Genomic DNA, 22,878 nt, shown 5'->3' with positions numbered 1-22,878 from the left:
CGGGCCTTCACGGTGGCGCCGGGTGACGCCGGTCTTCGGCTCGACCGATTCCTCCAGAGCCGGGCCGGTGACCTCTCACGGACGCGGCTCCAGAGCCTGATCGAGGCGGGCCGCGTCCTGGTCGACGGACGCCGGCGAAAGGCGAGCCACCCCCTCCGGGCCGGTCAGGTCGTCACGCTCGAGGTGCCCGCGCCGGTCTCGCTGGCGCTCGCGCCCGAGTCGATCCCGCTCGACATCGTGTACGAGGACGCGGCCCTCCTCGTCCTCGACAAGCCGGCCGGCCTCGTCGTCCATCCGGGCGCCGGCCACTCGACGGGGACACTCGTCCACGCCCTGCTCGCCCACTGCGGCCCGGCCCTCTCGGGGATCGGCGGCGTCCGGCGCCCCGGCATCGTCCACCGCCTCGACCGGGGCACCTCGGGACTCCTGGTCGTCGCCAAGTCGGACCGGGCCCACCTCGCCCTGGCGCGACAGCTCAAGGCGCGGAGCGTCGAGCGGCGGTACCTGGCCCTGGTCCACGGGGCCGTGCCGCGGCTCGAGGGCCGGATCGAGACGGCGATCGGCCGCCACCCCCGGGACCGCCTGCGGATGGCCGTCCGTCCGCCCGGCGCGGGCCGCGCCGCCCTCACGCGTTACCGGGTCCTCGAGCGGTTCGAGGCGCCCGCCCCTTCGACGTTTCTCGCGGTGGAGCTGGGCACCGGGCGAACCCACCAGATCCGGGTCCACCTGGCCCACCTCGGCTTCCCGGTGGTGGGCGACCGCACCTACCGCCGCCGTGACACCCGTCCGCCGACCCCCGAGCTGGCGGCCCGAGTAGACGCGCTGAGGGGCCTGGCCCTCCACGCCGCCGTCCTGGGCTTCACCCACCCCGAGAGCGGCCAGCGGCTGCGGTTCGAGGCGCCCCTCCCACCGGCCTTCGCGGGCCTCCTGGCCTGGCTCCGGGAGCGGGCGACAATGCTAAGATGACAGTGGAATCGGGATTATGGGAGCGCGCCGGCGGCTCGAAGGCGGGCGGCGGGTTGTGGCCATCGGCGGGGGGACCGGGCTCCCCGTGGTCCTGGCCGGCCTGAAGCAGTATCTCGGCACCCGCATCGCCGAGCTCACGGCCGTCGTCACGGTCACGGATGACGGCGGGAGCTCCGGGCGGCTCCGCGAAGAGTTGCGCATCCTGCCACCCGGCGACATCCGCAACTGCCTGGTGGCGCTGGCCGAGGTCGAGCCCCTCATGGCGGAGCTCTTCCAGTTCCGGTTCGGCGGGGACGGCGCGCTGGCCGGACACGCCTTCGGGAACCTCTTTCTGGCGGCGCTGGCGAACGTCACCGGGAGCTTCCTCCAGGCCATCCGGATCTCCGGCAAGGTCCTGGCCGTCCAGGGGACGATCCTGCCGTCGACGCTCGAGAGCGTGACCCTCTGCGCGGAGCTCGCGGACGGCAGCGTGGTGCACGGCGAGACGAGGCTCCGTGAGGGAAAGCGGCCCGTGCGCCGGGTCGGCCTCGAGCCGCCGGCGGTGCGAGCCCTGCCCGAGGTGCTGGAGGCGATCGACCAGGCCGACGCGATCATCCTCGCCCCCGGCTCGCTCTACACGAGCCTGGTCCCCAACCTCCTGGTGGGCGGGGTCGCGGAGGCGCTCCGCAAGGCGGCCGCGCTCCGGATCTACGTGGCGAACCTGATGAGCGAGCCGGGCGAGACCGACGGACTGTCGCTGGCCGACCACGTCGAGGCCCTCCACGCCCACGGCGGCCGCGGCGTGGTCGACGGGGTCGTGGTCCACGGGCGCCGGTTTCGCGAGGACGTCCTCCGGCGGTACGCCAGGGCCGGAGCCCAGCCGGTGGCGATCGACCGCGACCGCCTGCGGGCGCTCGGCGTCTGGGTGAGCGAGGCGGACCTGACGGGTCCGACGGAGCTGGCCCGGCACCACCCGGAGAAGCTCGGGCGGGTGCTGGTCCGGCTGATCCGCCATGGCGGGCCGGCGCGCGCCGCGGCCGTCACGACGATGGACACGCATAGGAACGAAGGGGGCGGGTCATGACCGAGACGTGGACTGTCATCCTCGCGGCCGGCGAAGGCAAGCGGATGCGCTCTGGCCGCGCCAAGGTGCTGCACCGGCTCGGCGGCCGGCCGCTCATCGCGTACCCGGTCGCGCTCGCGCGCGCCGTCGGCACACGCGGCATCGTGGTCGTGGTCGGCCATCAGGGCGATGGCGTTCGGGAGGCTCTGGCCGGTCAGACCGACCTCCGCTTCGCCGAGCAACGGGAGCAGCGGGGGACCGGGCATGCCCTGGTGATGGCCAAGGGCGCCGTCCCCGGGAACGCCACCGAGATCCTCCTGCTCTACGCGGATGTGCCGCTCCTGGCCGAGACGACGGTGGAGCGGCTCCTCGTGCATCACCGGCAGACCCGCGCCGCGGTCAGCCTCCTCACGTTCGCGCCGCCGGATCCGACCGGGTACGGCCGCATCGTGCGCCGGGGCGGGCCGCGGGGCCCGGTGGTCGGGATCGTCGAGGAACGCGACACGACGGCCGCCCAACGCCGCCTGCGGGAGTGCAACTCGGGGATCTACTGCTTCGAGCCCCGCTGGCTCTGGCCGGCGCTGGACCGACTCACCCCCGAGAATGACCAGGGCGAGCTCTACCTGACCGACGTCATCGGGCTGCTGGCCCGGAACCGGCGGCGGGTGGCGGCCATCCGGGTCGACGACCCGCTCGAGGTGGCGGGCGTCAACGATCGGCGGCAGCTCGCCGAGCTCGACGCCGTCCTGCGCGGGCGGACGCTGGCCGGTCTGATGGCCGAAGGGGTGACGGTCCTCGACCCGAATGCGACCTATGTCGAGCCCGACGTGACCGTGGGCCGCGACACGATCCTCTACCCGGGGGTGCGGCTCGAGGGGCGCACCGTCGTCGGCGAGGCGTGCCTGGTCGGAACGGGCTGCCAGCTCACCGACATGACGGTGGGCGACCGGGTGATCCTGCGCCCCTACTGTGTCGCCGAAGGCTCCGTGGTCGAGGCTGACGTCAAGCTCGGCCCATGCGCGCGTCTCCGCCCCGGCACGGTGATCCAGGCCGGTGCGGACATCGGCAACTTCATCGAGATCAAGAAGTCCACGATCGGGCGCCGGGTGAAGGCCCACCACGTGGGCTACATCGGGGACGCGACCGTGGGCGAGGGGGCGAACATTGGCGCCGGGATGGTGACGGTCAACTACGACGGGGTGGCCAAGCACCCGACGACGATCGGGGCCCGGGCGTTCGTGGGGACCAACGCGAGCCTGGTGGCGCCGCTCAACATCGGCGACGACGCCTACGTCGGCGCCGGCTCGGTCATCACCAAGGACGTGCCACCGGGAGCCCTGGCGATCGAGCGCGCGCAGCAGGTGATCAAGGAAGGCTGGACGGAGCGGCGCCGGGCGCGCCAGGCCGCCAGCCGCGAGGAGCGACCCACCGGGTCGCAGTGACGCGCCGGAGGACGACCGTATGTGTGGCATCGTCGGCTACATCGGCTCACAGGGTGCGACCGGGATCATTCTCGACGGGCTCAAGCGGCTCGAGTATCGGGGCTACGACTCGGCCGGCGTCGCCGTGATCACCGAGGGCGTGCTCCAGGTTCGCCGGAGCGCCGGCAAGATCCGGAACCTCGAGGGCATCCTGCGCGACCGGCCGATCGACGGGCCGGTCGGGCTCGGGCACACCCGATGGGCGACCCACGGGCGTCCCTCGGAGGAGAACGCCCATCCTCACACCGACTGCACCGGGTCCATCGTGGTGGTGCACAACGGCATCCTCGAGAACTACCTGCCGATCAAGAAGCGGCTCATCGCCGAGGGCCACACCTTCAAGTCGGAGACGGACACGGAAGTCGTCGCCCACCTCGTCGAGCACCACTGGGCGGCGGCCGGCGGGCTGGGGGAAGCGGTCCGACGGGCGCTCGGGGAGCTGCGCGGCGCCTACGCGGTCGGGATCATCTCCGACCGGGAGCCGGAGGCCCTGGTGGCGGCCAAGACCGGGGCCGGCGGCGTCGTGATCGGCCTGGGGGAGGGCGAGTATTTCCTGGCCTCGGACATCCCGGCCATCCTCTCCCACACCCGCGACGTGGTCGTGCTGGAGGACGACGAGATGGCGGTGGTGAGCCGCCACGGCGTGCAGCTCTCGACGCTCTCGGGACGCCCGGTCGAGCGGCCGGTCACCCGGATCGTGTGGGATCCGATCATGGCCGAGAAGGGCGGCTACCGGCACTTCATGCTGAAGGAGATCTACGAGCAGCCGCGGGCGATCACCGACACCTTCCGCGGCCGCATCTCGCCGGAAACCGGCGACTGCTTCCTGCCGGACCTGAACCTCACCCCGGACGAGCTCCGGACATTCCGGCGGGTGGTGGTGGTGGCCTGCGGCACCTCGTACCACGCCGGGCTGGTCGGCCGGCACTTCATCGAGCGGCTCGCCGGGCTGCCGGCCGAGGTCGACATCGGCTCGGAGTTCCGGTACCGCGACCCCCTGGTCGGCCCCGACAGCCTGGTCATCGCCATCAGCCAGTCCGGCGAGACCGCCGACACGCTGGGGGCGGTGAAGACCGCTCGGCAGAAGGGCGCCCCGGTGGTGGCCATCTGCAACGTCGTCGGGAGCGCGCTCAGCCGCGAGGCCCACGGCGTCATCTACACCCACGCCGGGCCGGAGATCGGGGTCGCGTCGACCAAGACCTTCACCGCGACCATCACCGCGCTCTACCTCCTGGCGCTCCACCTCGGGCGCCTGCGCGGCGTCACCCCGGCCGAGGAGGGGAAGCGGCGGCTCCAGGAGCTCCTCGAGACGCCGCGGATCGTCGAGGCCGCGCTCGCCGGGGACGAATCCATCGCCGAGCTCGCCCGCCACCTCTTCCAGCGCCAGGATTTCCTCTACCTCGGGCGCGGCATCCACTATCCCATCGCGCTGGAGGGAGCGCTGAAGATGAAGGAGCTCTCCTACATCCACGCCGAGGGATACCCCGGCGGGGAGATGAAGCACGGGCCGATCGCGCTCATCGACGAGGCCATGCCGGTGGTGGCGCTCACGCCGCGCGATGGGACCTACGACCGGATGCTGGCCAACATCGAGGAGGTGCGGGCCCGGGACGGGATGGTGATCGCCATCGCCCAACAGGGCGACGAGAGCATCGCGGAGAAAGCGGCGCACGTGCTGACCGTCCCGCCGGCGGGCGAGCTCCTGATGCCGCTCGTCCTGACGGTGCCGCTCCAGCTCCTGGCGTACCACGTGGCCGTCCGCCGGGGCTGCGACGTCGACCAGCCGCGGAATCTCGCCAAGAGCGTCACGGTGGAGTAACGCCGGGACCCGATGGCCCCGAGCCGCGCCGGGCGCCTGCGGATCGAAGCCGAGCCGACCCACCGACGACTGGCGACCGCCGCCCAGGTCCTGGTGCTGCTGGCGATCGTCGGGCTCGCGTGGGCCGGGGCGCGGATCCTCGGGCTCCTCTGGCCGGAGCGGGGGGATCCCGAGGTGGGACGCGCCGTCTGGTTGTTCGGCAGCCTCCTCTCCCTGTCGGTGCTCACGCTTGCGTGGCTGATCGTGCTGATGCAGGATCTGGTGAAGATGGTCGTCGAGGTGGGGGAGGACGGCGTGACCGTGGACCGGCTCATCCAGCCGTTCTCCGCGCGGTGGGACGAGATCCGGGAGGTGGGCATCGTCCCCGCTCGAGGCCACCTCACGCTCCGGAGCGCCCGCGGCACCCTCACCACGACGGAGCGCCTCCTCGGCTCGGCGCCGTTCGCCGAGCTCACCGCGGCGCTGCGCGCCCACCTGAGCGACACCGTCCACGAGTGGACTCCGTGGCAAGCGGTGCGGCGCCAGCTCCTCCTCTTCGTCGTGCCCGCCCTCGGCGTCGCCTTCGTCGTGGCCCTCGGGCAGGGGCTGTGGCGCCGGCGCACCGCCGCCTTCGGAAGACGCCGATGAGGAGCCCGTGAGCGCGGGCGGAGGGCGCTCGCCCGACGCGATCCTCAGCGGGCTGAACCCGGCGCAGCAGGAGGCGGTGCTCCAGACGGAGGGCCCGCTCCTCGTCCTGGCCGGGGCCGGCAGCGGCAAGACGCGGGTCATCGCCCACCGGATCGCGTACCTGGTCGCGGGCGGCGTCGATCCGCGGCGCCTCCTGGCCGTCACCTTCACCAACAAGGCGGCCGGCGAGATGGCGCAGCGGGTGGCGACGCTCCTGGAGGGCTGGGCCACCCGCCTGCCGCTGGTGGCGACCTTTCACGCCACGTGTGTCCGCATCCTGCGCGCCGAGATCCACCACCTCGGTTACCCGCGCGGGTTCGTGATCTACGACGAGGACGACCGGCTGAGCCTCGTGCGCGAGCTGATCCGGGAGCAGGGCCTCGACGAGCGCGCGTGGGCGCCGTCAGCCGTCGTCGCCCGGGTGAGCCGCGCCAAGAACCAGCTCCAGGGCGCCGACGATCTGGCGGCGAGCGCCCGCACGCCGCGGGAGCGGGAGCTGGCCCGGCTGTTCGCGCGCTACGACGCCCGTCTCCGGGCCGCCGGCGCCCTCGACTTCGACGACCTCCTGGGAGTCACGGTGCGGCTGTGGGAGCGGCATCCCGAGGTGCTGGCCTACTACCGGACCCTGTGGCGGTACGTCCTCGTCGACGAGTACCAGGACACCAACGCCGCTCAGTACCGTTGGCTCAGGCTCCTCACCGGTGGACACGGGAACCTCTGCGTGGTCGGTGACCCCGACCAGTCGATCTACGGGTTCCGGGGCGCCGACCTGCGGAACATCCTCGACTTCGAGCATGACTTCCCGGATTGCCGCGTGGTCCGCCTCGAGCAGAACTACCGCTCGACCGGGCAGATCCTGGAGATCGCCTCGGCCGTCATCGCTCACAACCAGGCGCGCAAGGCCAAGAGCCTGTGGACCGAGAACGTGCGCGGGGGGCCGGCGCGGCTCTTCCGCGCGTGGGACGAGCACGAGGAGGCCGCCTGGGTCGCGCGGACCGTCATGGGCCTGCGCGGGGAAGGGGCGGGACTCGAGACCGTCGCGGTCTTCTACCGGACCAACGCGCAGTCGCGCGTCTTCGAGGACGCGTTCCGGGGGCTCGGCCTGGCCTACCGGATCGTGGGGAGCGTCCGATTCTACGAGCGGAAGGAAGTGAAGGACGCCCTCGCCTACCTCCGCCTGGTCGTGAATCCCGCGGATGACCTCGCCTTTCGCCGCGCCATCGCGGTGCCGCCTCGGGGCATCGGCAAGGGGACGCTCGCCCGGCTCGAAGAAGCGGCCGCCCGGGAGGGCTCGTCCTTGCTCGCCGCGGCCGCGGGGCCGGCGGCCAGCGCCATCGGGGGACGGGCCGGCCGGGCGCTGGGGGAGTTCGCCGCGCTCCGGGAGCGCCTGGCGGCGCTCGGCGAGGCGCCCCGGTCGCTCGCCGAGCGTGTGTCGGCCGTCATCGACGCCGCCTCCCTCCGGGAGGCCCTCCAGCGGGAGGGGACGGCCGAAGCCGAGGGGCGGCTCGAGAACCTCGACGAGCTGTGCGTGGCGGCGGCGGAGTTCGAGGCGCGGGAGGGGACCGGCGCGCTCCCGGCGTTCCTCGACTCGATCGCGCTCATCTCGGACGTGGACGAGCTGGCCGAGCCCCGGGCGGCCGTCACCATGATGACCCTGCACTCGGCGAAGGGACTCGAGTTCCCGGTCGTGTTCCTCACCGGGCTCGAGGAGGGCGTGTTCCCCCACGTCCGCGCGCTCGACGCGCCCGACAGCATCGAGGAGGAGCGGCGTCTGGCCTACGTGGGTCTGACCCGCGCCAAGGAACGTCTGTACCTCTCCCACGCCGCCCAGCGACGGCTCGGCGCGTTCGCGGGGGCGCGGGAGCCGTCGCGCTTTCTCACCGAGATGCCGGCCGAGGCGCTCGTCACGGCCGAGGGATCCGCGCGCCGCGCCGTCGGGCTGGGCCCGCCGCGGCCTCGACCGCTCGACGCCGCGCCCCGGTGGCCTGCCGAACGCGACCCGGAGCCGGACGATGACTACCCGTACCGCGTCGGGGCGCGCGTACAGCATCCGCGGTGGGGCGAGGGGCTCCTCATCGGGATCGAGCGAGCCGGGGACGACTGGATCGTCACGGTGAACTTCGCGGCCGTCGGCAAGCGGCGGCTCGCGTTAAAATACGCCCATCTCGAGCAGGCGGAATGAGCGGGGACGGTCCGAGAAGGGGGAGTCCGTCGTGAGCGAACGCGAGCCGAAGATCACCCTGGCGGAGGTCGAGCACGTGGCCCGGCTGGCCCGGCTCGAGCTGGCGGGAGCCGAGAAGGAGCGGATGCGGAGCCAGCTCGACGTGATCCTGGGCTACGTGGCGAAGCTCGGAGAGGTCGACACGGCCGGCGTCCCGCCGACAACCCACGTCCTGCCGCTCGTCAACGTCATGCGGGAGGACGAGGTCCGCCCGTGCTATCCGGTCGAGGCGATGCTGGCCAACGCGCCCGACGCCGAGCAGGAGCAGTTCCGCGTGCCCAAGATCCTCGAGCAGTGAGGCACGTGGACCCGACGCGGCTGCCGGTCCACGAGACGCTCGAGGCGCTCCGCCGCGGCGCCCTGACCGCGACGTCGCTCGTCGAGGCCTACCTCGGGCGGATCGCCCTCCTGGACGACGCCCTCGGGGTCTACCTCACCGTGGCCGCCGACGCTGCCCGCGCGCAGGCCGCGCTGACCGACGAGCGCATCCGCCGGGGCGAGCGGCTTCGTCCGCTCGAGGGGATCCCGCTCGCGATCAAGGACGTGCTCTGCACCCGGGGCCTCCGCACCACGTGCGGCTCGAAAATCCTGGGGAGCTTCGTTCCGCCGTACGACGCGACCGTCATCGTGCGTCTGGCCGCGCAAGGCGCCATCGTGCTCGGCAAGACCAACATGGACGAGTTCGCCATGGGGTCCTCGACGGAGAACTCGGGGTTCTTCCCGACGCGGAATCCCTGGGCGATCGACCGGGTCCCCGGGGGGTCCTCGGGTGGCTCGGCCGCCGCCGTGGCGGCCGACCTCGCGGCCGGCGCGCTCGGCACGGATACCGGCGGGTCGGTGCGGCAGCCGGCGGCCCTCTGCGGCGTCGTGGGCATGAAGCCCACCTACGGGCGGGTCTCGCGTTATGGCCTGGTGGCCTTCGCCTCCTCCCTCGATCAGATCGGCCCGATCGCCAAGGACGTGCGCGACGCAGCCATCCTGCTCGAGGCCATCGCGGGGCACGACCCGATGGACTCGACGTCGGCCGATCAGCCGGTGCCCGACTACCAGGCCGCCCTCGGGCAGGGGGTGCGAGGGCTCACGCTCGGCATCCCCGACGAGTACTTCATCCCGGGACTGGACGCCGAGGTCGAGGGCGCGGTCCGGACCGCGATCGCCGCGCTCGAGCGGCTCGGGGCGCGCACCCGCCGTGTCTCTCTGCCGCACACGGACTACGGGGTCGCCGCCTACTACATCCTGGCGCCGGCCGAGGCGTCCTCGAACCTGGCCCGGTACGATGGGGTCAAGTACGGCCACCGCGCCGAGGGGACGAAGGACCTCGTCATCATGACCGGCCGCACTCGCGCCGACGGGTTCGGGGCGGAGGTCAAGCGCCGCGTCATGCTGGGGACCTACGCCCTCTCGGCGGGCTACTACGAGGCCTACTACGCCAAGGCCCAACGGGTCCGCACCCTCATCCGCCGGGACTTCGATCGGGCCTTCGGCGAGGTCGATGTCGTCGTGGCGCCCACGGCGCCGACGCCGGCGTTCAAGCTCGGTGAGAAGACCGAAGACCCGCTCGCGATGTACCTCAACGACGTCTTCACGATCCCGGCCCCGCTGGCCGGCATCCCGGCGCTGTCGGTGCCCTGCGGCTTCTCCGCCGGCGGGCTCCCGATCGGGCTCCAGCTCATCGGCAAGCCCTTCGACGAGGCGACGCTGCTCCGGGTGGCCGCCGCCTACGAGCAGGCCACGGACTGGCACACGCGCCAGCCGGCGCTCGATCATGGCTAGCGCGCTGACGGCCCGGCTCTCCCACCGAGTGCCGCGCCTGTCCGAACTCATCGGCGCCGCCGCGGTCGAAGCCTGGTGGGAAGGGCTGCGCGCCGTGTACCTCTGGCAAGTAGAGCGAGACCTCGAGCTGCTCACGCGGCACGTCGGGTGGCCCGGAGTCGCCGGCGCGTACCGGACCCCACTCCGCAATCCGAACGAGCTGTTCGCCACTGCTTACGAGCTGCGGACGGCGGCCAAGCTGGCCCCGGTCGTGGACGGCCTCGAGCTTCGCCCCCGGGTCAGCGCCGGGGCCTGCGACCTGGCTGTCCGGCTGGCCGGCCAACGGGTGTTCCTGGAGGTCACCACCCGGGACGACGTTTTTCCGTGGCAGCGAGGCGGTCGGGTCGAGGACCCGCCGCTGACGGCCCGCGAGACGATACATCGCGAGTTCCGCACGACGACGCCCGATCAGCTGGTTCCGACCCGAGACGTGCCCGCCTCGGAGGAACTGCGGCAGGCGATCACGCGAGAGGTGGGTCAGCTCCCGCGTGGCGAGTTCAATGTCGTCGTCCTCGGGACGCCGAACAGCAAATGCCTGGACGTAGAGACAGCCCTGTTCGGGGATGAGCGATTTCGGTCAGCTCCGCGGTCCGACCTGGAGCGCGTGGCCGTGGCCAATGGACTCTTCGCCGTTGCCGACGAGGAGGGTGGCCTGTCGGAGCTCAGCGCCGTCGTCTGGCTCAGGCTGCGCCACAACGGGCACGACATCCGAACTCACGGCCGGTCATTTCTGAACCCCAAGGCTCGTCATCCACTGCCGCCGGGCATTGAGAACGTGTTCCGCCGGGTCTTCGACCGTACGAGCGTCCTGGAGGAGGAACTCCAACGGATCACGCGGGTCCTCGTCGAGCAGTACCGGGCCGAGCGTATCCTCTTGTTCGGCTCGCTGGCGCGCGAGTTCCCGGCGGACGGCGTGCACGACGCGAGCGATATCGACCTCGCGGTCGTGAAGCCGACAACGGCCCGGTTCGTCGACCGGCTGCGCGAGGCGGTGGACCTGGTGGAGCCGCGCGTGGGCCTGAATCTGCTCGTCTACACGCCAGAGGAAATCGCACAGGCACAGTCCTCGGGGCGGTCGTTCGTCCGGGACGAGATTCTCGCCAGAGGGAAGCTGCTCTTCCCTGCTGATGGCTGAGGCTGACCGATGGCTGGAATGGGCTGCGGAGGACATCGAGCTCGCCGATTACGCCTTGTCGCGCGCCATCCGGCGACAGGTCTGCTTCCACGCTCAGCAAGCCGTGGAGAAGGCCCTGAAGGGGATGCTGGAGTCGCGCCGCGGCGAGCACCCGCGGGCGCACTCGCTGGAGGCTCTCCTTCTCCACGATCCCGCCATCTGCGCCGAGCTGGCCCGCTGGCGCGAGACCTGGTTTCTGGACGTCTTCTATGCGGTCACCCGCTACCCCGACGCGCTGCCCGGCCTCGGGCCGGAGGGCGAACCCTCGACGGAGGATGCGGAGCGGGCGCTGCGGGAGGCAAAGGCGATTCTGGGGGACGTTCGAGCGCGGATGGGTAAAGGGACGTGAGCGACTACGAGACGGTCATCGGGCTGGAGGTCCACGCGCAGCTCCTGACGCGCTCGAAGATGTTTTGCGGCTGTGCGGCGACCTTCGGGGCGGCGCCGAACCGCCAGACCTGCCCTGTGTGTCAGGGGATGCCCGGCGTCCTGCCCGTCATCAACCGGCGGGCCATCGAGTTCGGGATCCGCACCGCTCTGGCGCTCCACTGCCACGTGAATCCGGAGTGCCGGTTCGCGCGCAAGCACTACTTCTACCCGGACATGCCGAAGAACTATCAGATCAGCCAGTACGAGGAGCCGCTGGCCGAGGACGGCTGGCTCGAGCTGGACGTCGACGGCGGGGGACGCCGGGTCGGCATCCAGCGCCTGCACCTGGAGGAGGACGTCGGCAAGCTCACCCACGAGGGCGGGGTGTTCGAGACCGCGACGTCCAGCCTGGTGGACTACAACCGGTCCGGCGTCCCGCTCATGGAGATCGTCTCTCGCCCCGACCTCCGCTCGCCCGCCGAGGCGGCCGAGTATCTGCGGCTGCTCCGCGCCGTGCTCCGGTACCTCGGGGTCTGCGACGGCAACATGGAGGAGGGCTCGCTCCGCTGCGACGCCAACATCTCGCTTCGGCCGCGCGGGGCGCACGATCTCGGAACCAAGGTCGAGATCAAGAACATGAACTCCTTCCGCCACGTCCGGGCCGCCCTCGAGTACGAGGTCGAGCGCCAGACGCGGGCGCTCCGAAGCGGCGAGCGGCTGGTCCAGGAGACCCGGCTCTGGAACCCGGACAAGGGGCACACCCTCTCCATGCGCTCGAAGGAGTTCGCCCACGACTACCGCTACTTCCCGGAACCCGACCTGGTTCCACTCCGGCCCGACCCGGCCTGGGTGGCCGAGGTCGCGGCGGGGCTGCCCGAGCTGCCGCGGGCCCGCCGCCTCCGCTTCGTCGAGCAGTACGGGTTGCCGCCGTACGACGCCGAGATCCTCACGGCCGACCGAAGCCTGGCCGACTACTACGAGGAGGCCGTGCGGCTCCATCCGAACCCGAAAGCGCTGGCCAACTGGATCATGTCCGAGCTCCTGCGGGAGCTCCACGGGGACCCGGCGACGATCGCCGCCGCCCGGATCCGCCCGGCCCACCTGGCCCGGCTGGTGGCGCTCGTCGACGACGCCACCATCAGCGGCAAGATCGCCAAGGACGTCTTCGAGCGGATGGCGCGGAGCGGTGAGGACCCCGACACGATCGTCCGCCGCGAGGGGCTCACGCAGGTGGCCGACGAGGCGGCCCTGGCGGCCGTCGTCGCCCGGGTGATCGCCGAGAACCCGGCCGCCGCCGCCGACTACCGGAAGGGACGGAAGCAGAGCCTCGCCTTCCTCGTCGGGCAGGTCATGAAGGCCACCCAGGGGAAGGCCAGCCCCCAGGTCGTCAACCGGCTCCTGGCCGAGCGTCTGCCCCCGGCCCCCTGAGGAGTGTGTCGACGGCCCGCCCGTCACGCTGTCGCCCGAGGTCGCCCGGGAGCCCGGCCGCGGCCGGGTCGCCGCGGGGAAAATGCTCGGCGCCGTCCCCATCGGGTTTCTATAATCGATCGAGTCGATGGTGGAGTTCGACGGCGTCTCCAAGGTCTACAGCCGGCGGGTCGGAGGCCTGATCCACGCGCTCACCGATGCGAGCTTCGTGATGGCGCTGGGCGAGATGGTCGTCGTCTCGGGCCCCCCGGGCGCCGGCAAGTCGACCCTGGTGCGCCTCGTGTACGGCGAGGAGCGGCCGACCCGAGGCACGGTCGTCGTGGACGGCGTGGACGTCGGCGCGCTCGGCCGCCGCGAGGTGGCGCGCCTCCGGCGGCGGCTCGGCGTCCTGCCCCAGGAGCCTCGGCTCCTTCCGGACCGGACGGCCTTCGGTAACGTGGTCCTCGTCCTCCGCGCCCTCGGTCTGGGTCGAGGCGAGGCGCGGACGCGCGCGCTCGCCGCGCTTCGGGAGGTGGGCCTGGGCGCGCGGCCCAGTGCCTTGCCACGAGAGCTCCTGGCGGGGGAGCGGCGGCGCCTCCTGCTCGCCCGCGTCATCGCCACCGCTCCGGCGGTCCTCGTGGCCGACGAGCCGACGGCGGGCCTGGATGATCTCGCCGCGGGCGAGGTCCTCGACCTGCTGCGCGCCGCCCACCGTCGCGGCGCGACGGTGCTGGTCGCCACCCGGTCCCCCGGGCTCGCCACGGAGCTCAAGGCGCGCGCGCTGAGCCTCGAGGGCGGACGGCTGCGCTCGAACGGGAACTCCGGTGACTAGCTTCCTCCTCGGCGCCGTCGTCCGGGACCTCCGGCGGACGGGAGCGGCCGGCGCCAGCGGCTTCCTGCTGAGCGCGCTCGCGGTCCTCGCCATCGGCGGGACCGTCCTCTCCCTCGACGCTCTCGGCCGGCTCGCGGCGGCCCGGCGTGCCGAGGTCCGCATCGTGGCCATCCTGCGCGAGGATGCGGCGCGACCGGACGGGCCCCGGAGCTTGCTGCCGTCGACGCGCGCGCTGCCGGGGGCGGGCACCGCGCGCTCCGTCTCGAGCGCGGAGGCGCTCGTCGAGCTGCGGCGCTACCTGGGGCCGGCCGCGGCCGGCCTCGACCGCCTGCCGGCGAACCCGGTGCCGGCGCGGATCGAGGTGACGCCGGCGAACGGGGTGAGCGCGGCGACGTTGCGCGCGCTGGCCGACGCGCTCGGGCGTTTGCCGGGAGTCGAGGAGGTCCAGGCGGCGCTCGCCGGGGTCGAGGAGACCGAGCGCGTCGAGGCGGCTCTCCGAAACGGGGGGTTCGGAGTCGGCATCGTCCTCGCGCTCGCGGCACTGGCCGCCCTGATCGGGGCGACGGTCGTGGCCCAGCAACGCGGGACGGACGAGACCGCGATTCTCCGCCTGGTCGGCGCCCGGGAAGCCTCGATCCGCGGGCCGCTGCTCCTCCAGGCGGGCGTGCTGGGCGGCGCCGGGGCCGCGCTCGGCTGGAGTGTCCTCCTGGCCGTGTCGGAAGCGGGCCTGCCGTGGATCGGCGGCTCGCTCCGCGCCGTCCTGGGACTCGTGGCGCTGCCCTGGCCGGGATGGCCGCTCGGGGTGACCCTGGTGGGCGGGGGGGCGGCCGCGGGCCTCCTGGCCGGGTGGGGCGCGGGCCGACCGTGACTCGCGGGGCGACCACGCGCCGGATGTTCTCGCCGCTCGCCGTCGCGCTGCTCCTGGCCGCGACGGCGGCCGCCGCGCCCCCCGCGCGACCGGGTGATACACTGAGGGAGAAAAAACAGGCCCTCGGCCAGGTCCGCCGCCAGTTGGAAGAGGCGCGCGCCCGGGTCACGGCGGCCCGGACTCGGGAGGTGTCGATCCTGGCAGAGCTGGAGCGGATGGATCGGACGCTGGCGAAGAAGCGGGGCGAGCTGCGCCGGCTGGACGGGCGCATCGCGCGGCTCGAGGCCGAGCTCACGGCGCTCGAGGGCCAGCGGGGCCGGACCGCCGAGGACCTCGTCGTCCAGCAGGGGATGGTCACCGCCCGGTTGCGCGCGCTCGAGCGCCTTCGCGGTCAGCCGGCCGATCCGACCTCGGGCGCCGAAACCGGCGAGCAGGCGCGGGCGCGGGCGATCGACGGCCTGACCCGGATCGCCCGCGTCGACCTGTCGCGGCTCGTCCAGGTCGGCGACACGGCCGAGCACCTCAGCGCCCGCCGGGAGGCGGTCGCTCGGGGGCGTCGCGAGCTCGTCGCCCTGCGCCAGGCGGTCGAGAGCGAGCGCCTGGCCATGAACGAGGAGGCCGAGCGTCGGCGCTCCCTGCTCGCCGAGGTGCGCGACGACCGCGCCACGCACGAGCGCACGGCCGCCGAGCTCCAGGAAGCGAGTCAGCGGCTCGAGGCCCTCGTCCGGGAGCTCGCGCGCCGGGCGGCCCAGGTCGCAGTCCGGGCGCCGGCTCGGCCGGCGTCGGTCCGCCCGGGCGGGCCCGAGGCGCCTCCGGTCGGCCTCGGAGCGCATCGGGGTCAGCTCCCGTGGCCCGCGGAGGGCCGTATCGTCGGGGGGTTCGGCCGGCAGGTGCATCCCCGGTTCGGAACCGAAACGTTCCGTCAGGGTGTCGACATCGAAGCCGCCGAGGGGGTGTCGATCCGCGCGGTTTACGCGGGCACCGTGCTCTATCGCGGCTGGCTCAAAGGATATGGTAACCTCATCATCCTGGATCATGGGCAGGGGTACTACACGCTGTACGCTCATGCCTCGGAGGTCACGGTCGAGGAGGGCGACCGGGTGAAGGCCGGACAGGGCATCGGCCGCGTCGGAGAGACCGGGTCGCTGGCCGGGCCCCGTCTCTACTTCGAGGTCCGGTACCAGGGTCGGCCCGAAGACCCCGAGCAGTGGCTCAGGCGGCGCTCGTGAGCCGCGGGGCGTATTCCCCGCGGCCGCGTGCGCGGGTGGCGTTGATCGAAGGAGGGTTTCCTGATGCGCGCCGGTAAGCCGGTCACCAAAGCATTTCTCGCGGCCGCCGTCCTGGTGGTGCTCACGCTCTCGCTCGGCGGGACCTCGGCCTCCAAGGCCGTCGACCCCGCCTCGACATACGAGCACCTCAAGCTCTTCACCGATGTGCTCGCCATCATCCAGAATCAGTACGTCGACGAGACCGAGCCCCGCGAGATCATCTACGGGGCGGTCCGGGGGATGCTCAAGGCCCTGGATCCGCACTCGGCGTTTCTCGACCCCGAGAGCTATCGCGAGATGCAGGTCGAGACGTCGGGGAGCTTCGGGGGGCTCGGCATCGAGATCACCATCCGGGACGACCAGCTGACCGTCGTCGCCCCGATCGAGGGGACGCCGGCCCATCGCGCCGGGGTCCAGCCGGGCGACAAGATCATGAAGATCGAGGGTCTCGCGACCAAGGACATGACGCTGGTGGACGCCGTCAAGCGCATGCGCGGCCCCAAGGGGACGAAGGTCACCATCACGATCCTGCGGGAGGGCTCCAAGGAGCTGCAGGACATCTCGGTGACCCGGGAGATCATCCAGGTTCAGAGCATCAAGTCCCAGGAGATCGAGCCGGGCCTGGGCTACGTCCGGATCCGGCAGTTCCAGGAGCGAACCGCCCGCGACCTCGAGGCGGGGATCGAGAAGCTCGAGAAGACCGGTCGCTTCGCGGGGCTCATCGTGGACCTCCGCAACAACCCGGGCGGCCTCCTCTCCTCGGCCGTCGAAGTGACCGAGAAGTTCCTCGGCGACGGCAAGCTCGTCGTCTACACGGAAGGGCGGGTTCGGAACCAGAACATGCGCTTCGTCGCCCACGCCAAGCACGCCATCACCGACGTGCCGCTCGTCATCCTGGTGAACCAGGGCTCGGCGTCGGCGTCCGAGATCGTGGCCGGGGCCATCCAGGACCACGGGCGCGGCGTCGTGCTGGGGACCCAGACGTTCGGGAAGGGGTCGGTGCAGACGATCATCCCGCTGTCGGACGGATCGGGTCTCCGCCTGACCACGGCGAAGTACTTCACCCCGAAGGGGCGCTCGATCCACGGCAAGGGGATCTCGCCCGACATCGTCATCGAGCCGCCGAAGGAAGACCCCACGGTGAAGCCGCCCACCTCGCCGCTGTCGGAGACGGAACAGCAGAAGCGGGACATCCAGCTCCAGCGGGCGCTCGACATCCTGAAGGCGTCACGGATCCTCGACAAGACCCGGCCGACCGCCAAGGCGAGCTAGGGCATTTCGGGGGGGTCTCGGAAGACCCCCCCGGATGCCTCCCGGTCGTGGCGGCGGCGAAGCCGCCGCTCGGAGCACTCTTCGATGCACCGCACGCTCGGTGTTCGGCGCGGGGTTAACCGGACACAGCCCTGACCCTGATCGGCAAGAAATGGGTGGGCCATGAGCCCTTCTTGTCATCGGAGGGGGTCTCGCCGGCCCCCTCCGAGACCTTCCCCAACCCTCCGGGCTGGGTGGGTGGGCGCGGCGGCGAAACCGCCGCTCGGAGGCGCAGTTCTACGCATGCCACGCGAAGGCGCATCGACTCGTCGATTCCGACAGACTCCAGGGTCGTCGCGCGCGGGCGGGACACGGTAGGATCGTGGCGTCCCGGGTGACGGTGCGCCTGCTGGGGCTCGTCGTGGCGGGGCTCGTGGTGGCGCTCGCCGTTGGCGTGGTCGTCCTCGACCGCCGGCAGGCCGCGCGCGGGGCACCGTCCCTGTTCGTCCTCCCCTGGCGCGCCGCGGGGCCCGCGGTCGCGCGGCCGTCCCCCCCGCGGTCCCGGTCCCCCGGGCGGGTGGCCGTCCTCGTCGACGAGCTCGGGACTCGCGCGGACGTCGTCGAGCGCCTGCTGGCGCTGGGCCGGCCCGTCACGCTGGCAGTGCTGCCGGGACTCCCGCTCTCGCGACGGATTGCCCGGGACGCGGCGCGGGCCGGGCTCGAGGTGTGGCTCCAGGTGCCGCTGGAACCGTACCGGTTCCCGGAATCCGATCCGGGTCCGGGCGTACTGCTCGTCTCGATGCCACCGGACGAGGTGGGTCGGTGGACCCGCCAGCACCTCCAGAGCGTGCCGGGGGCGGTCGGGGTCGTGACGCGCATGGGCTCGCGGTTCACCGAGGATCGGGTCCGGATGCAGGCGTTGCTCGAGCCGGTGCGGGCCCAGGGGCTCTTCTTCCTGGACAGCTTCACGACGCACCGGAGCGTCGGCTACGACCTGGCCCGGATGCTCGGCGTCCCTGCCGCCCGGCGGCAGGTGTTCCTCGACCCTGACGAGAGCGAGGCGACCGCCCGGGCCCGGCTCCACGAGGTCGAGCGCTGGGCCGAGCGGCGGGGCTCCGTGATCGCCATCGCCCACGGGCGGCTCCTGACGCTGCGCCTCCTGGAGGAGGCGCTCCCGCGCTGGGAGGCCCGCGGCTTCCGCATCGTCCCCGTCTCGGAGCTCGTCGACCGGGCGGGAGCGGCCGGCCCCGAAGGACGCCCGGCTCGGAAAGCGGATCATGCTGGTGTTGGGCATCGAGACCTCGTGTGACGAGACGGCCGCCGCCGTGCTGGCGGACGGCGCGCTGCGCTCGAACGTCGTCTTCTCGCAAGACGCGATCCATCGGAGCTACGGAGGCGTCGTGCCCGAGCTGGCGTCGCGGCGCCACCTGGAGGTCGTGCTGCCCGTCGTCCAGAACGCGCTGGCGGACGCCGGCCTGGGCCTCGGGGACCTCGACGGGATCGCGGTGACGCACGGGCCGGGCCTCGTCGGGTCGCTTCTGGTGGGCCTGTCGGTCGCCAAGGGCTTCGCCTATGCCCGGCGGCTTCCCTTCGTCGGCATCAACCATCTCGAAGGACACATCTTCGCGGGCTTCCTGGAGGAGCCCCGGCCGAGTCACCCGTTCCTCGCCCTCGTCGTCTCGGGCGGGCACACCGCGCTCTATGCCTGCCCCGAGCCGCTCGCCTACCGCCTGATCGGCCAGACACGAGACGATGCGGCCGGCGAGGCCTTCGACAAGGTGGCGAAGCTCCTCGGCCTGGGATATCCCGGAGGCCCGATCGTCGAGCGCACCGCGCGGGACGGCGACCCGCGGTCGATCGCCTTTCCCGTGGCCGAGATCCGCGACGGCGCGCCGGACTTTTCGTTCTCGGGACTCAAGACCGCGGTGAGCCTCTACGTGCGCCGGCACGGCCCCCTCACCCCGGGGCTGACCGCCGACATCTGCGCGTCCTTCCAGGCGACCGCCGTCAAGATGCTCGTGCGCAAGACGATCCGCGCCGCCAGTCGCCTCGGCATCCGCCGGATTCTCCTGACGGGCGGCGTGGCCGCCAACCGCGCCCTCCGGGAGAGGCTCGAGACCGAGTGCGCCGAGCGCGGCTACGCCTGGAGCGCGCCCGCGCTGCGCTTCTGCACCGACAACGCCGCGATGATCGCGGCCGCGGGCGCCGCGCGCCTTTCCCGTGGCGAGCGGGCGGATCTCACGCTCAACGCCCACGCCACGCTGCCCCTCGCGTGAGCGCCCCCGTCTCGCCGAATCCGGCCAGCCCCTCGAGCCCGGACTACGGGCGTCTCCTGGCGAGCCTGCCGGATGCCGTCATCGGGGTCCGACCGGACCTCACGGTGTTCCTGTGGAATGCCGCCGCCGAGGCGCTCGTCGGGCGCGCCGCCACCCGCGCGGTGGGGCGCGCGCTCGGCGATCTCTTCGGCTCCGAGGCCCGGCTCGTCCGGCACCTCGCCGAGACACTGCGCCTGGCCGAGGGCCGGGCGGAGGCCGAATCGGGGATCGAGCTGGCCGACGGGCGGATCGTGCCCGTGAGTCTCCAGACGGCCCCGATCCACGGGCTGGCGGGCGGCCTCACGGGGGCGGTGGCCGTCCTGCGGGACCTCTCCCGGCTCAAAGCGCTCGAAGCGGAGGTGCGGCGAGGGGAGCGCCTGGCCGCCCTCGGTCAGATGGCGCTGGCCCTCGCCCACGAGATCCGGAATCCCCTCGGGGCGATCCGCGGGGTGGCCCAGCTCCTCCAGACCGAGCTCGGGGAGAGCTCTTACCGGGAGCATCTGGCCGTCATGCTCGGGGAGATCGACCGCGTCAACCGGGTCATGGAGGCGCTTCTCGACCTCGGCCGCCCGATGCGCTTCACCTTCGGCGCCGTGAACCTCCATCAGCTGCTCGAGCGGGTCTGCCTCCTCGCCGAGCCCGCCGCGCGCGCCCAGGACGTCCAGATCGTCCGGCGGTACGATCCGAGCCTACCGGCCTTGTGGGCGGACGAGGACCGGCTCACCCAGGTCTTCCAGAATCTCGTCCAGAACGGGATCGAGGCCATGCCGGGGGGCGGCCGGCTGACCCTGACGACGCGGATGTCGATGGACCCCGTGTACGGCAAGGTGGACCCGGGGACGGGGCCGCGCCCGCTGGTCGAGGTGGCCGTCCAGGACGAGGGCGAAGGGATTCCCGAGGCGCTGCGGGACCGGGTGTTCGACCCCTTCGTCACCACCAAGCCGCGCGGCCTCGGCCTCGGCCTCGCGCTCGCCCACCGCATCGTCGAGGAGCACCGGGGTGCCCTGCGCGTCACCAGCACCCCCGGCAAGGGCACCACGTTCGCCTGCCATCTGGCCATCGCCCCGACCGGGAGCCCGGGAGGAGTCGCGTGAGCGACGGCGAGAAGGCGGCCGGCGCCCGCATCCTGGTGGCGGACGACGAGCCGGCGATCCGCTGGCTGCTCGAGCGGCTCCTCCGCCAGGCGGGCCACGCCGTCACCGTGGTCGAGGACGGGCAGGCCGCGCTGCGCGCCGCCCGGGCGGAGCCGTACGACCTGGCGTTCGTCGACATCCGCATGCCGGGCCTCGATGGCCTCGAAGCGCTCTCGCGACTCCGGACCGAGACCCCGGACACGGGCGTCATCGTCATGACCGCGCACGGGAGCGTGCGCGCGGCCGTCGAAGCCATGCAGCGGGGCGCCTACGATTACCTCGCCAAGCCCTTCGACAACGACGAGGTGCTCCTCCTCGTCGAACGCGCGCTCTCCGCCCAGGCGCTCGCCCGCGAGGTGGTCGAGCTCCGAACCGGCATCCAGGAGGTGTGGGAGTTCGGGGCACTCGTGGGGAAATCGCCGCGGATGCAGGAGGTCTACAAGACGATCGGGCGCATCGCGGGGACCGACGTGACGGTGCTCCTCCAGGGAGAGTCCGGGACCGGGAAGGAGGTCGTGGCGCGGGCGGTCCACCACTACAGTCGCCGGGCCGGGAAGCCCTTCGTCGCCGTCTCCTGCGCGGCCATCCCGGGGACGCTGCTCGAATCCGAGCTGTTCGGCCACGAGCGGGGAGCCTTCACCGACGCCCACCAGCGCCGCCTCGGCAAGTTCGAGCTCGCCAGCGGCGGGACTGTCTACCTCGACGAGGTCGGCGACCTGGGGCCGGAGCTCCAGCCGAAGCTCCTGCGCGTCCTGCAGGAGCGCGAGTTCGAACGGGTCGGCGGCGGCGAGCCGATCCGGGTCGACGTACGCGTGGTCGCCGCCACCAACCGGGATCTGGACGGCCTGATCAAGGAGGGGCGCTTCCGCGAGGACCTCTACTATCGGCTCAATGTGGTGACGCTGACCCTGCCGCCGCTCCGGGAGCGCCGCGAGGACATCCCGTTCCTGGTGGACCACTTCCTCGCCAAGTACGCGGGCGACCTCGGAGAGCGTGCCCTGGCGGCCGAAGCCCTCGACCGGCTCAAGGCCTACGTCTGGCCGGGGAACGTGCGGGAGCTCGAGAACGTGATCCAGCACGCGATGGTCATGGCGCAGGGCGGCGTGATCCTGCCCGAGCACCTCCCGGTCGCGACCGGCCCGGTGGCGCCGCCGCCGAAGGAAGGCACGCTCGAGCAGCTCATCCACGAGAAGCTCGAGGAGTGCGTCCGGGGCCTCGGCGCCCGCGAGTCGGCGAACCTCTACGAGCTGGTGCTGGGGCTGGTCGAGCGCCCCCTCCTGCGCGCCGTCCTCCGGGAGACCGGCGGCAACCAGCTCCGGGCCGCGGCGCTCCTCGGGATCAACCGGAACACGCTCCGGAAGAAGCTCCGGGCCCTGGGCCTCAAGGCGGAAGGAGAGGAGTAGCGCCTGCTAAGCGGGGGCGGCGAGCGTAGCCCAGAGCCCGTCCAAGCGCTCCCGGCCCGCCGCGCCGCGCAGGATCGGCTCCAGCTCCTCGAAGGCCTCCGTCATGCCGGCCTGCTCCCGGGGCAGGAGGGTCGCCACGCCACCCGGCCGCCGATGGGCGCGCAGGTGATCGTGGACGAGGTGCAGGTAATACTCCAGCACCACGCCGATGGCGACGTGGTCCGGCGCCGGCGGCGCCTCCCGGGCGGCGAGCCGGGAGCCCCGGCGCTCGAGGGCCAGGGCTGCCGGCGCGCCGTCGTCCTCCGCGGCGAGTTCGATGTCGAGGACCGGCCATGGCCGGAGCCCGGCCGGGGCGCGCTCGGCGAGCCCGCGCGCGAGCTCGGCGAACGCCGCGAGGCCACGTCGACTGGGGTCCGAGGCCAGGCCGAGGGCGCCAGCGCTCATTTCGAGGAGCGCCAGGCCGCGCCGGATCCCCCGCTCGTCCATCTGCTCCATCGCCTCCCATCCTCCCTGGCGCCGGTGCCCTCGGCCGCCGGAGACGAGAAAGGCACACGGCGTGCCACCGGCGCCTGACGCCGGGAAACTCGGAAAGTCGCGGACTTGGCCGCCCTGGTCTCCACGGGACGGGCAGGAGGGTTGGCGTGCGCACCCGAAGTGCGGGCGTCGCGGCCCACCCTGCACGCGACCGACCCGCCGTGACCGACCCGCCGTGTTGTTGACAAGTGAAGTGTCCGCTCGGTTTTGACACATAATCTGTCCGCTCAGAGCCCGGGACCTATGGGGAGTCGGGGACCGGGGCGGCGGCGCACCGGCACCTCCTTGTCAGGGGTATGGCGATATGGTCGGCCTCG

20 protein-coding genes are annotated in these 22,878 nt (G+C 72.6%); 19 read left to right on the top strand and 1 reads right to left on the bottom strand.

Features of this window, described 5'->3' with window-relative positions:
* The first annotated feature begins 12 nt into the window (after window positions 1–12).
* The 19 genes from VGW35_20585 (at window position 13) to VGW35_20495 (ending at window position 22,027) form a co-directional block, all read left to right on the top strand.
* On the top strand, window positions 13–966 hold the full coding sequence (locus tag VGW35_20585; GenBank protein ID HEV8310068.1) for an RluA family pseudouridine synthase: 954 nt from the start codon (window positions 13–15) through the stop codon (window positions 964–966).
* Between the two features lie 55 nt (window positions 967–1,021).
* Window positions 1,022–2,029: a gluconeogenesis factor YvcK family protein gene (locus tag VGW35_20580; GenBank protein HEV8310067.1), complete on the top strand. Its 1,008-nt coding sequence runs from the start codon at window positions 1,022–1,024 to the stop codon at window positions 2,027–2,029.
* Window positions 2,026–3,450, top strand: a complete 1,425-nt coding sequence (gene glmU, locus VGW35_20575; protein HEV8310066.1) for a bifunctional UDP-N-acetylglucosamine diphosphorylase/glucosamine-1-phosphate N-acetyltransferase GlmU — start codon at window positions 2,026–2,028, stop codon at window positions 3,448–3,450. The genes VGW35_20580 and glmU overlap by 4 nt, the downstream gene beginning before the upstream one ends.
* Window positions 3,451–3,469: 19 nt before the next feature.
* Window positions 3,470–5,308, top strand: coding sequence for a glutamine--fructose-6-phosphate transaminase (isomerizing) (gene glmS / locus VGW35_20570; protein HEV8310065.1), 1,839 nt, complete (start codon window positions 3,470–3,472; stop codon window positions 5,306–5,308).
* Window positions 5,309–5,320: 12 nt separating this feature from the next.
* Window positions 5,321–5,935 carry a hypothetical protein gene (locus tag VGW35_20565; protein ID HEV8310064.1) on the top strand — a complete coding sequence of 205 codons (615 nt, stop codon included), beginning with the start codon at window positions 5,321–5,323 and terminating at the stop codon, window positions 5,933–5,935.
* Window positions 5,936–5,942: 7 nt separating this feature from the next.
* On the top strand, window positions 5,943–8,156 hold the full coding sequence (locus VGW35_20560) for a UvrD-helicase domain-containing protein (protein HEV8310063.1): 2,214 nt from the start codon (window positions 5,943–5,945) through the stop codon (window positions 8,154–8,156).
* 31 nt (window positions 8,157–8,187) lie between these two features.
* Window positions 8,188–8,493 (top strand): Asp-tRNA(Asn)/Glu-tRNA(Gln) amidotransferase subunit GatC, encoded by a 306-nt coding sequence (gene gatC / locus VGW35_20555; GenBank protein HEV8310062.1) that lies wholly within the window; start codon window positions 8,188–8,190, stop codon window positions 8,491–8,493.
* A gap of 5 nt (window positions 8,494–8,498) precedes the next feature.
* Window positions 8,499–9,968 carry an Asp-tRNA(Asn)/Glu-tRNA(Gln) amidotransferase subunit GatA gene (gatA, locus tag VGW35_20550; protein ID HEV8310061.1) on the top strand — a complete coding sequence of 490 codons (1,470 nt, stop codon included), beginning with the start codon at window positions 8,499–8,501 and terminating at the stop codon, window positions 9,966–9,968.
* Complete coding sequence (locus VGW35_20545) at window positions 9,961–11,142, top strand: nucleotidyltransferase domain-containing protein (GenBank protein HEV8310060.1); 1,182 nt, start codon at window positions 9,961–9,963, stop codon at window positions 11,140–11,142. The genes gatA and VGW35_20545 overlap by 8 nt, the downstream gene beginning before the upstream one ends.
* On the top strand, window positions 11,135–11,530 hold the full coding sequence (locus tag VGW35_20540) for a HEPN domain-containing protein (GenBank protein ID HEV8310059.1): 396 nt from the start codon (window positions 11,135–11,137) through the stop codon (window positions 11,528–11,530). Before VGW35_20545 ends, VGW35_20540 begins: the two co-directional genes overlap by 8 nt.
* Window positions 11,527–12,978, top strand: a complete 1,452-nt coding sequence (gatB, locus tag VGW35_20535) for an Asp-tRNA(Asn)/Glu-tRNA(Gln) amidotransferase subunit GatB (GenBank protein ID HEV8310058.1) — start codon at window positions 11,527–11,529, stop codon at window positions 12,976–12,978. Before VGW35_20540 ends, gatB begins: the two co-directional genes overlap by 4 nt.
* Window positions 12,979–13,105: 127 nt before the next feature.
* Window positions 13,106–13,789 (top strand): ATP-binding cassette domain-containing protein, encoded by a 684-nt coding sequence (locus VGW35_20530; protein ID HEV8310057.1) that lies wholly within the window; start codon window positions 13,106–13,108, stop codon window positions 13,787–13,789.
* Window positions 13,782–14,657 carry a permease-like cell division protein FtsX gene (locus VGW35_20525; GenBank protein ID HEV8310056.1) on the top strand — a complete coding sequence of 292 codons (876 nt, stop codon included), beginning with the start codon at window positions 13,782–13,784 and terminating at the stop codon, window positions 14,655–14,657. The genes VGW35_20530 and VGW35_20525 overlap by 8 nt, the downstream gene beginning before the upstream one ends.
* Window positions 14,654–15,886 (top strand): peptidoglycan DD-metalloendopeptidase family protein, encoded by a 1,233-nt coding sequence (locus VGW35_20520; protein HEV8310055.1) that lies wholly within the window; start codon window positions 14,654–14,656, stop codon window positions 15,884–15,886. Before VGW35_20525 ends, VGW35_20520 begins: the two co-directional genes overlap by 4 nt.
* A gap of 63 nt (window positions 15,887–15,949) precedes the next feature.
* A complete protein-coding gene (locus VGW35_20515) occupies window positions 15,950–17,197 on the top strand; it encodes a S41 family peptidase (GenBank protein HEV8310054.1) in 1,248 nt (415 codons plus the stop codon).
* Between the two features lie 361 nt (window positions 17,198–17,558).
* Complete coding sequence (locus VGW35_20510; protein HEV8310053.1) at window positions 17,559–18,485, top strand: divergent polysaccharide deacetylase family protein; 927 nt, start codon at window positions 17,559–17,561, stop codon at window positions 18,483–18,485.
* Window positions 18,451–19,452: a tRNA (adenosine(37)-N6)-threonylcarbamoyltransferase complex transferase subunit TsaD gene (gene tsaD, locus VGW35_20505; GenBank protein HEV8310052.1), complete on the top strand. Its 1,002-nt coding sequence runs from the start codon at window positions 18,451–18,453 to the stop codon at window positions 19,450–19,452. Before VGW35_20510 ends, tsaD begins: the two co-directional genes overlap by 35 nt.
* A complete protein-coding gene (locus tag VGW35_20500) occupies window positions 19,449–20,585 on the top strand; it encodes an ATP-binding protein (GenBank protein ID HEV8310051.1) in 1,137 nt (378 codons plus the stop codon). Before tsaD ends, VGW35_20500 begins: the two co-directional genes overlap by 4 nt.
* On the top strand, window positions 20,582–22,027 hold the full coding sequence (locus tag VGW35_20495) for a sigma-54 dependent transcriptional regulator (protein ID HEV8310050.1): 1,446 nt from the start codon (window positions 20,582–20,584) through the stop codon (window positions 22,025–22,027). The genes VGW35_20500 and VGW35_20495 overlap by 4 nt, the downstream gene beginning before the upstream one ends.
* A 6-nt stretch (window positions 22,028–22,033) precedes the next feature.
* Here the strand turns inward: VGW35_20495 and VGW35_20490 are convergent, their stop codons facing one another.
* Window positions 22,034–22,522, bottom strand: a complete 489-nt coding sequence (locus VGW35_20490; GenBank protein HEV8310049.1) for a hypothetical protein — start codon at window positions 22,520–22,522, stop codon at window positions 22,034–22,036.
* Window positions 22,523–22,878: the final 356 nt, after the last annotated feature.

The sequence above is a fragment of the Candidatus Methylomirabilota bacterium genome (genome assembly GCA_036005065.1).
GTDB lineage: Bacteria > Methylomirabilota > Methylomirabilia > Rokubacteriales > DASRDR01 > DASYQW01.
Note: the sequence above shows the minus strand (reverse complement) of the source record. Positions and strands in the feature narration are given on the sequence as shown.

What these genes read in the sequence shown, in the direction of transcription:
- VGW35_20530 (HEV8310057.1), top strand. Translation starts at nt 13,106, where the DNA reads ATGGTGGAGTTCGACGGCGTCTCCAAGGTCTACAGCCGGCGGGTCGGA.
- VGW35_20565 (HEV8310064.1), top strand. Translation starts at nt 5,321, where the DNA reads ATGGCCCCGAGCCGCGCCGGGCGCCTGCGGATCGAAGCCGAGCCGACC.
- VGW35_20515 (HEV8310054.1), top strand. Translation starts at nt 15,950, where the DNA reads ATGCGCGCCGGTAAGCCGGTCACCAAAGCATTTCTCGCGGCCGCCGTC.
- glmS (HEV8310065.1), top strand. Translation starts at nt 3,470, where the DNA reads ATGTGTGGCATCGTCGGCTACATCGGCTCACAGGGTGCGACCGGGATC.
- VGW35_20545 (HEV8310060.1), top strand. Translation starts at nt 9,961, where the DNA reads ATGGCTAGCGCGCTGACGGCCCGGCTCTCCCACCGAGTGCCGCGCCTG.
- VGW35_20540 (HEV8310059.1), top strand. Translation starts at nt 11,135, where the DNA reads ATGGCTGAGGCTGACCGATGGCTGGAATGGGCTGCGGAGGACATCGAG.
- glmU (HEV8310066.1), top strand. Translation starts at nt 2,026, where the DNA reads ATGACCGAGACGTGGACTGTCATCCTCGCGGCCGGCGAAGGCAAGCGG.
- VGW35_20490 (HEV8310049.1), bottom strand. Translation starts at nt 22,522, where the DNA reads ATGGAGCAGATGGACGAGCGGGGGATCCGGCGCGGCCTGGCGCTCCTC.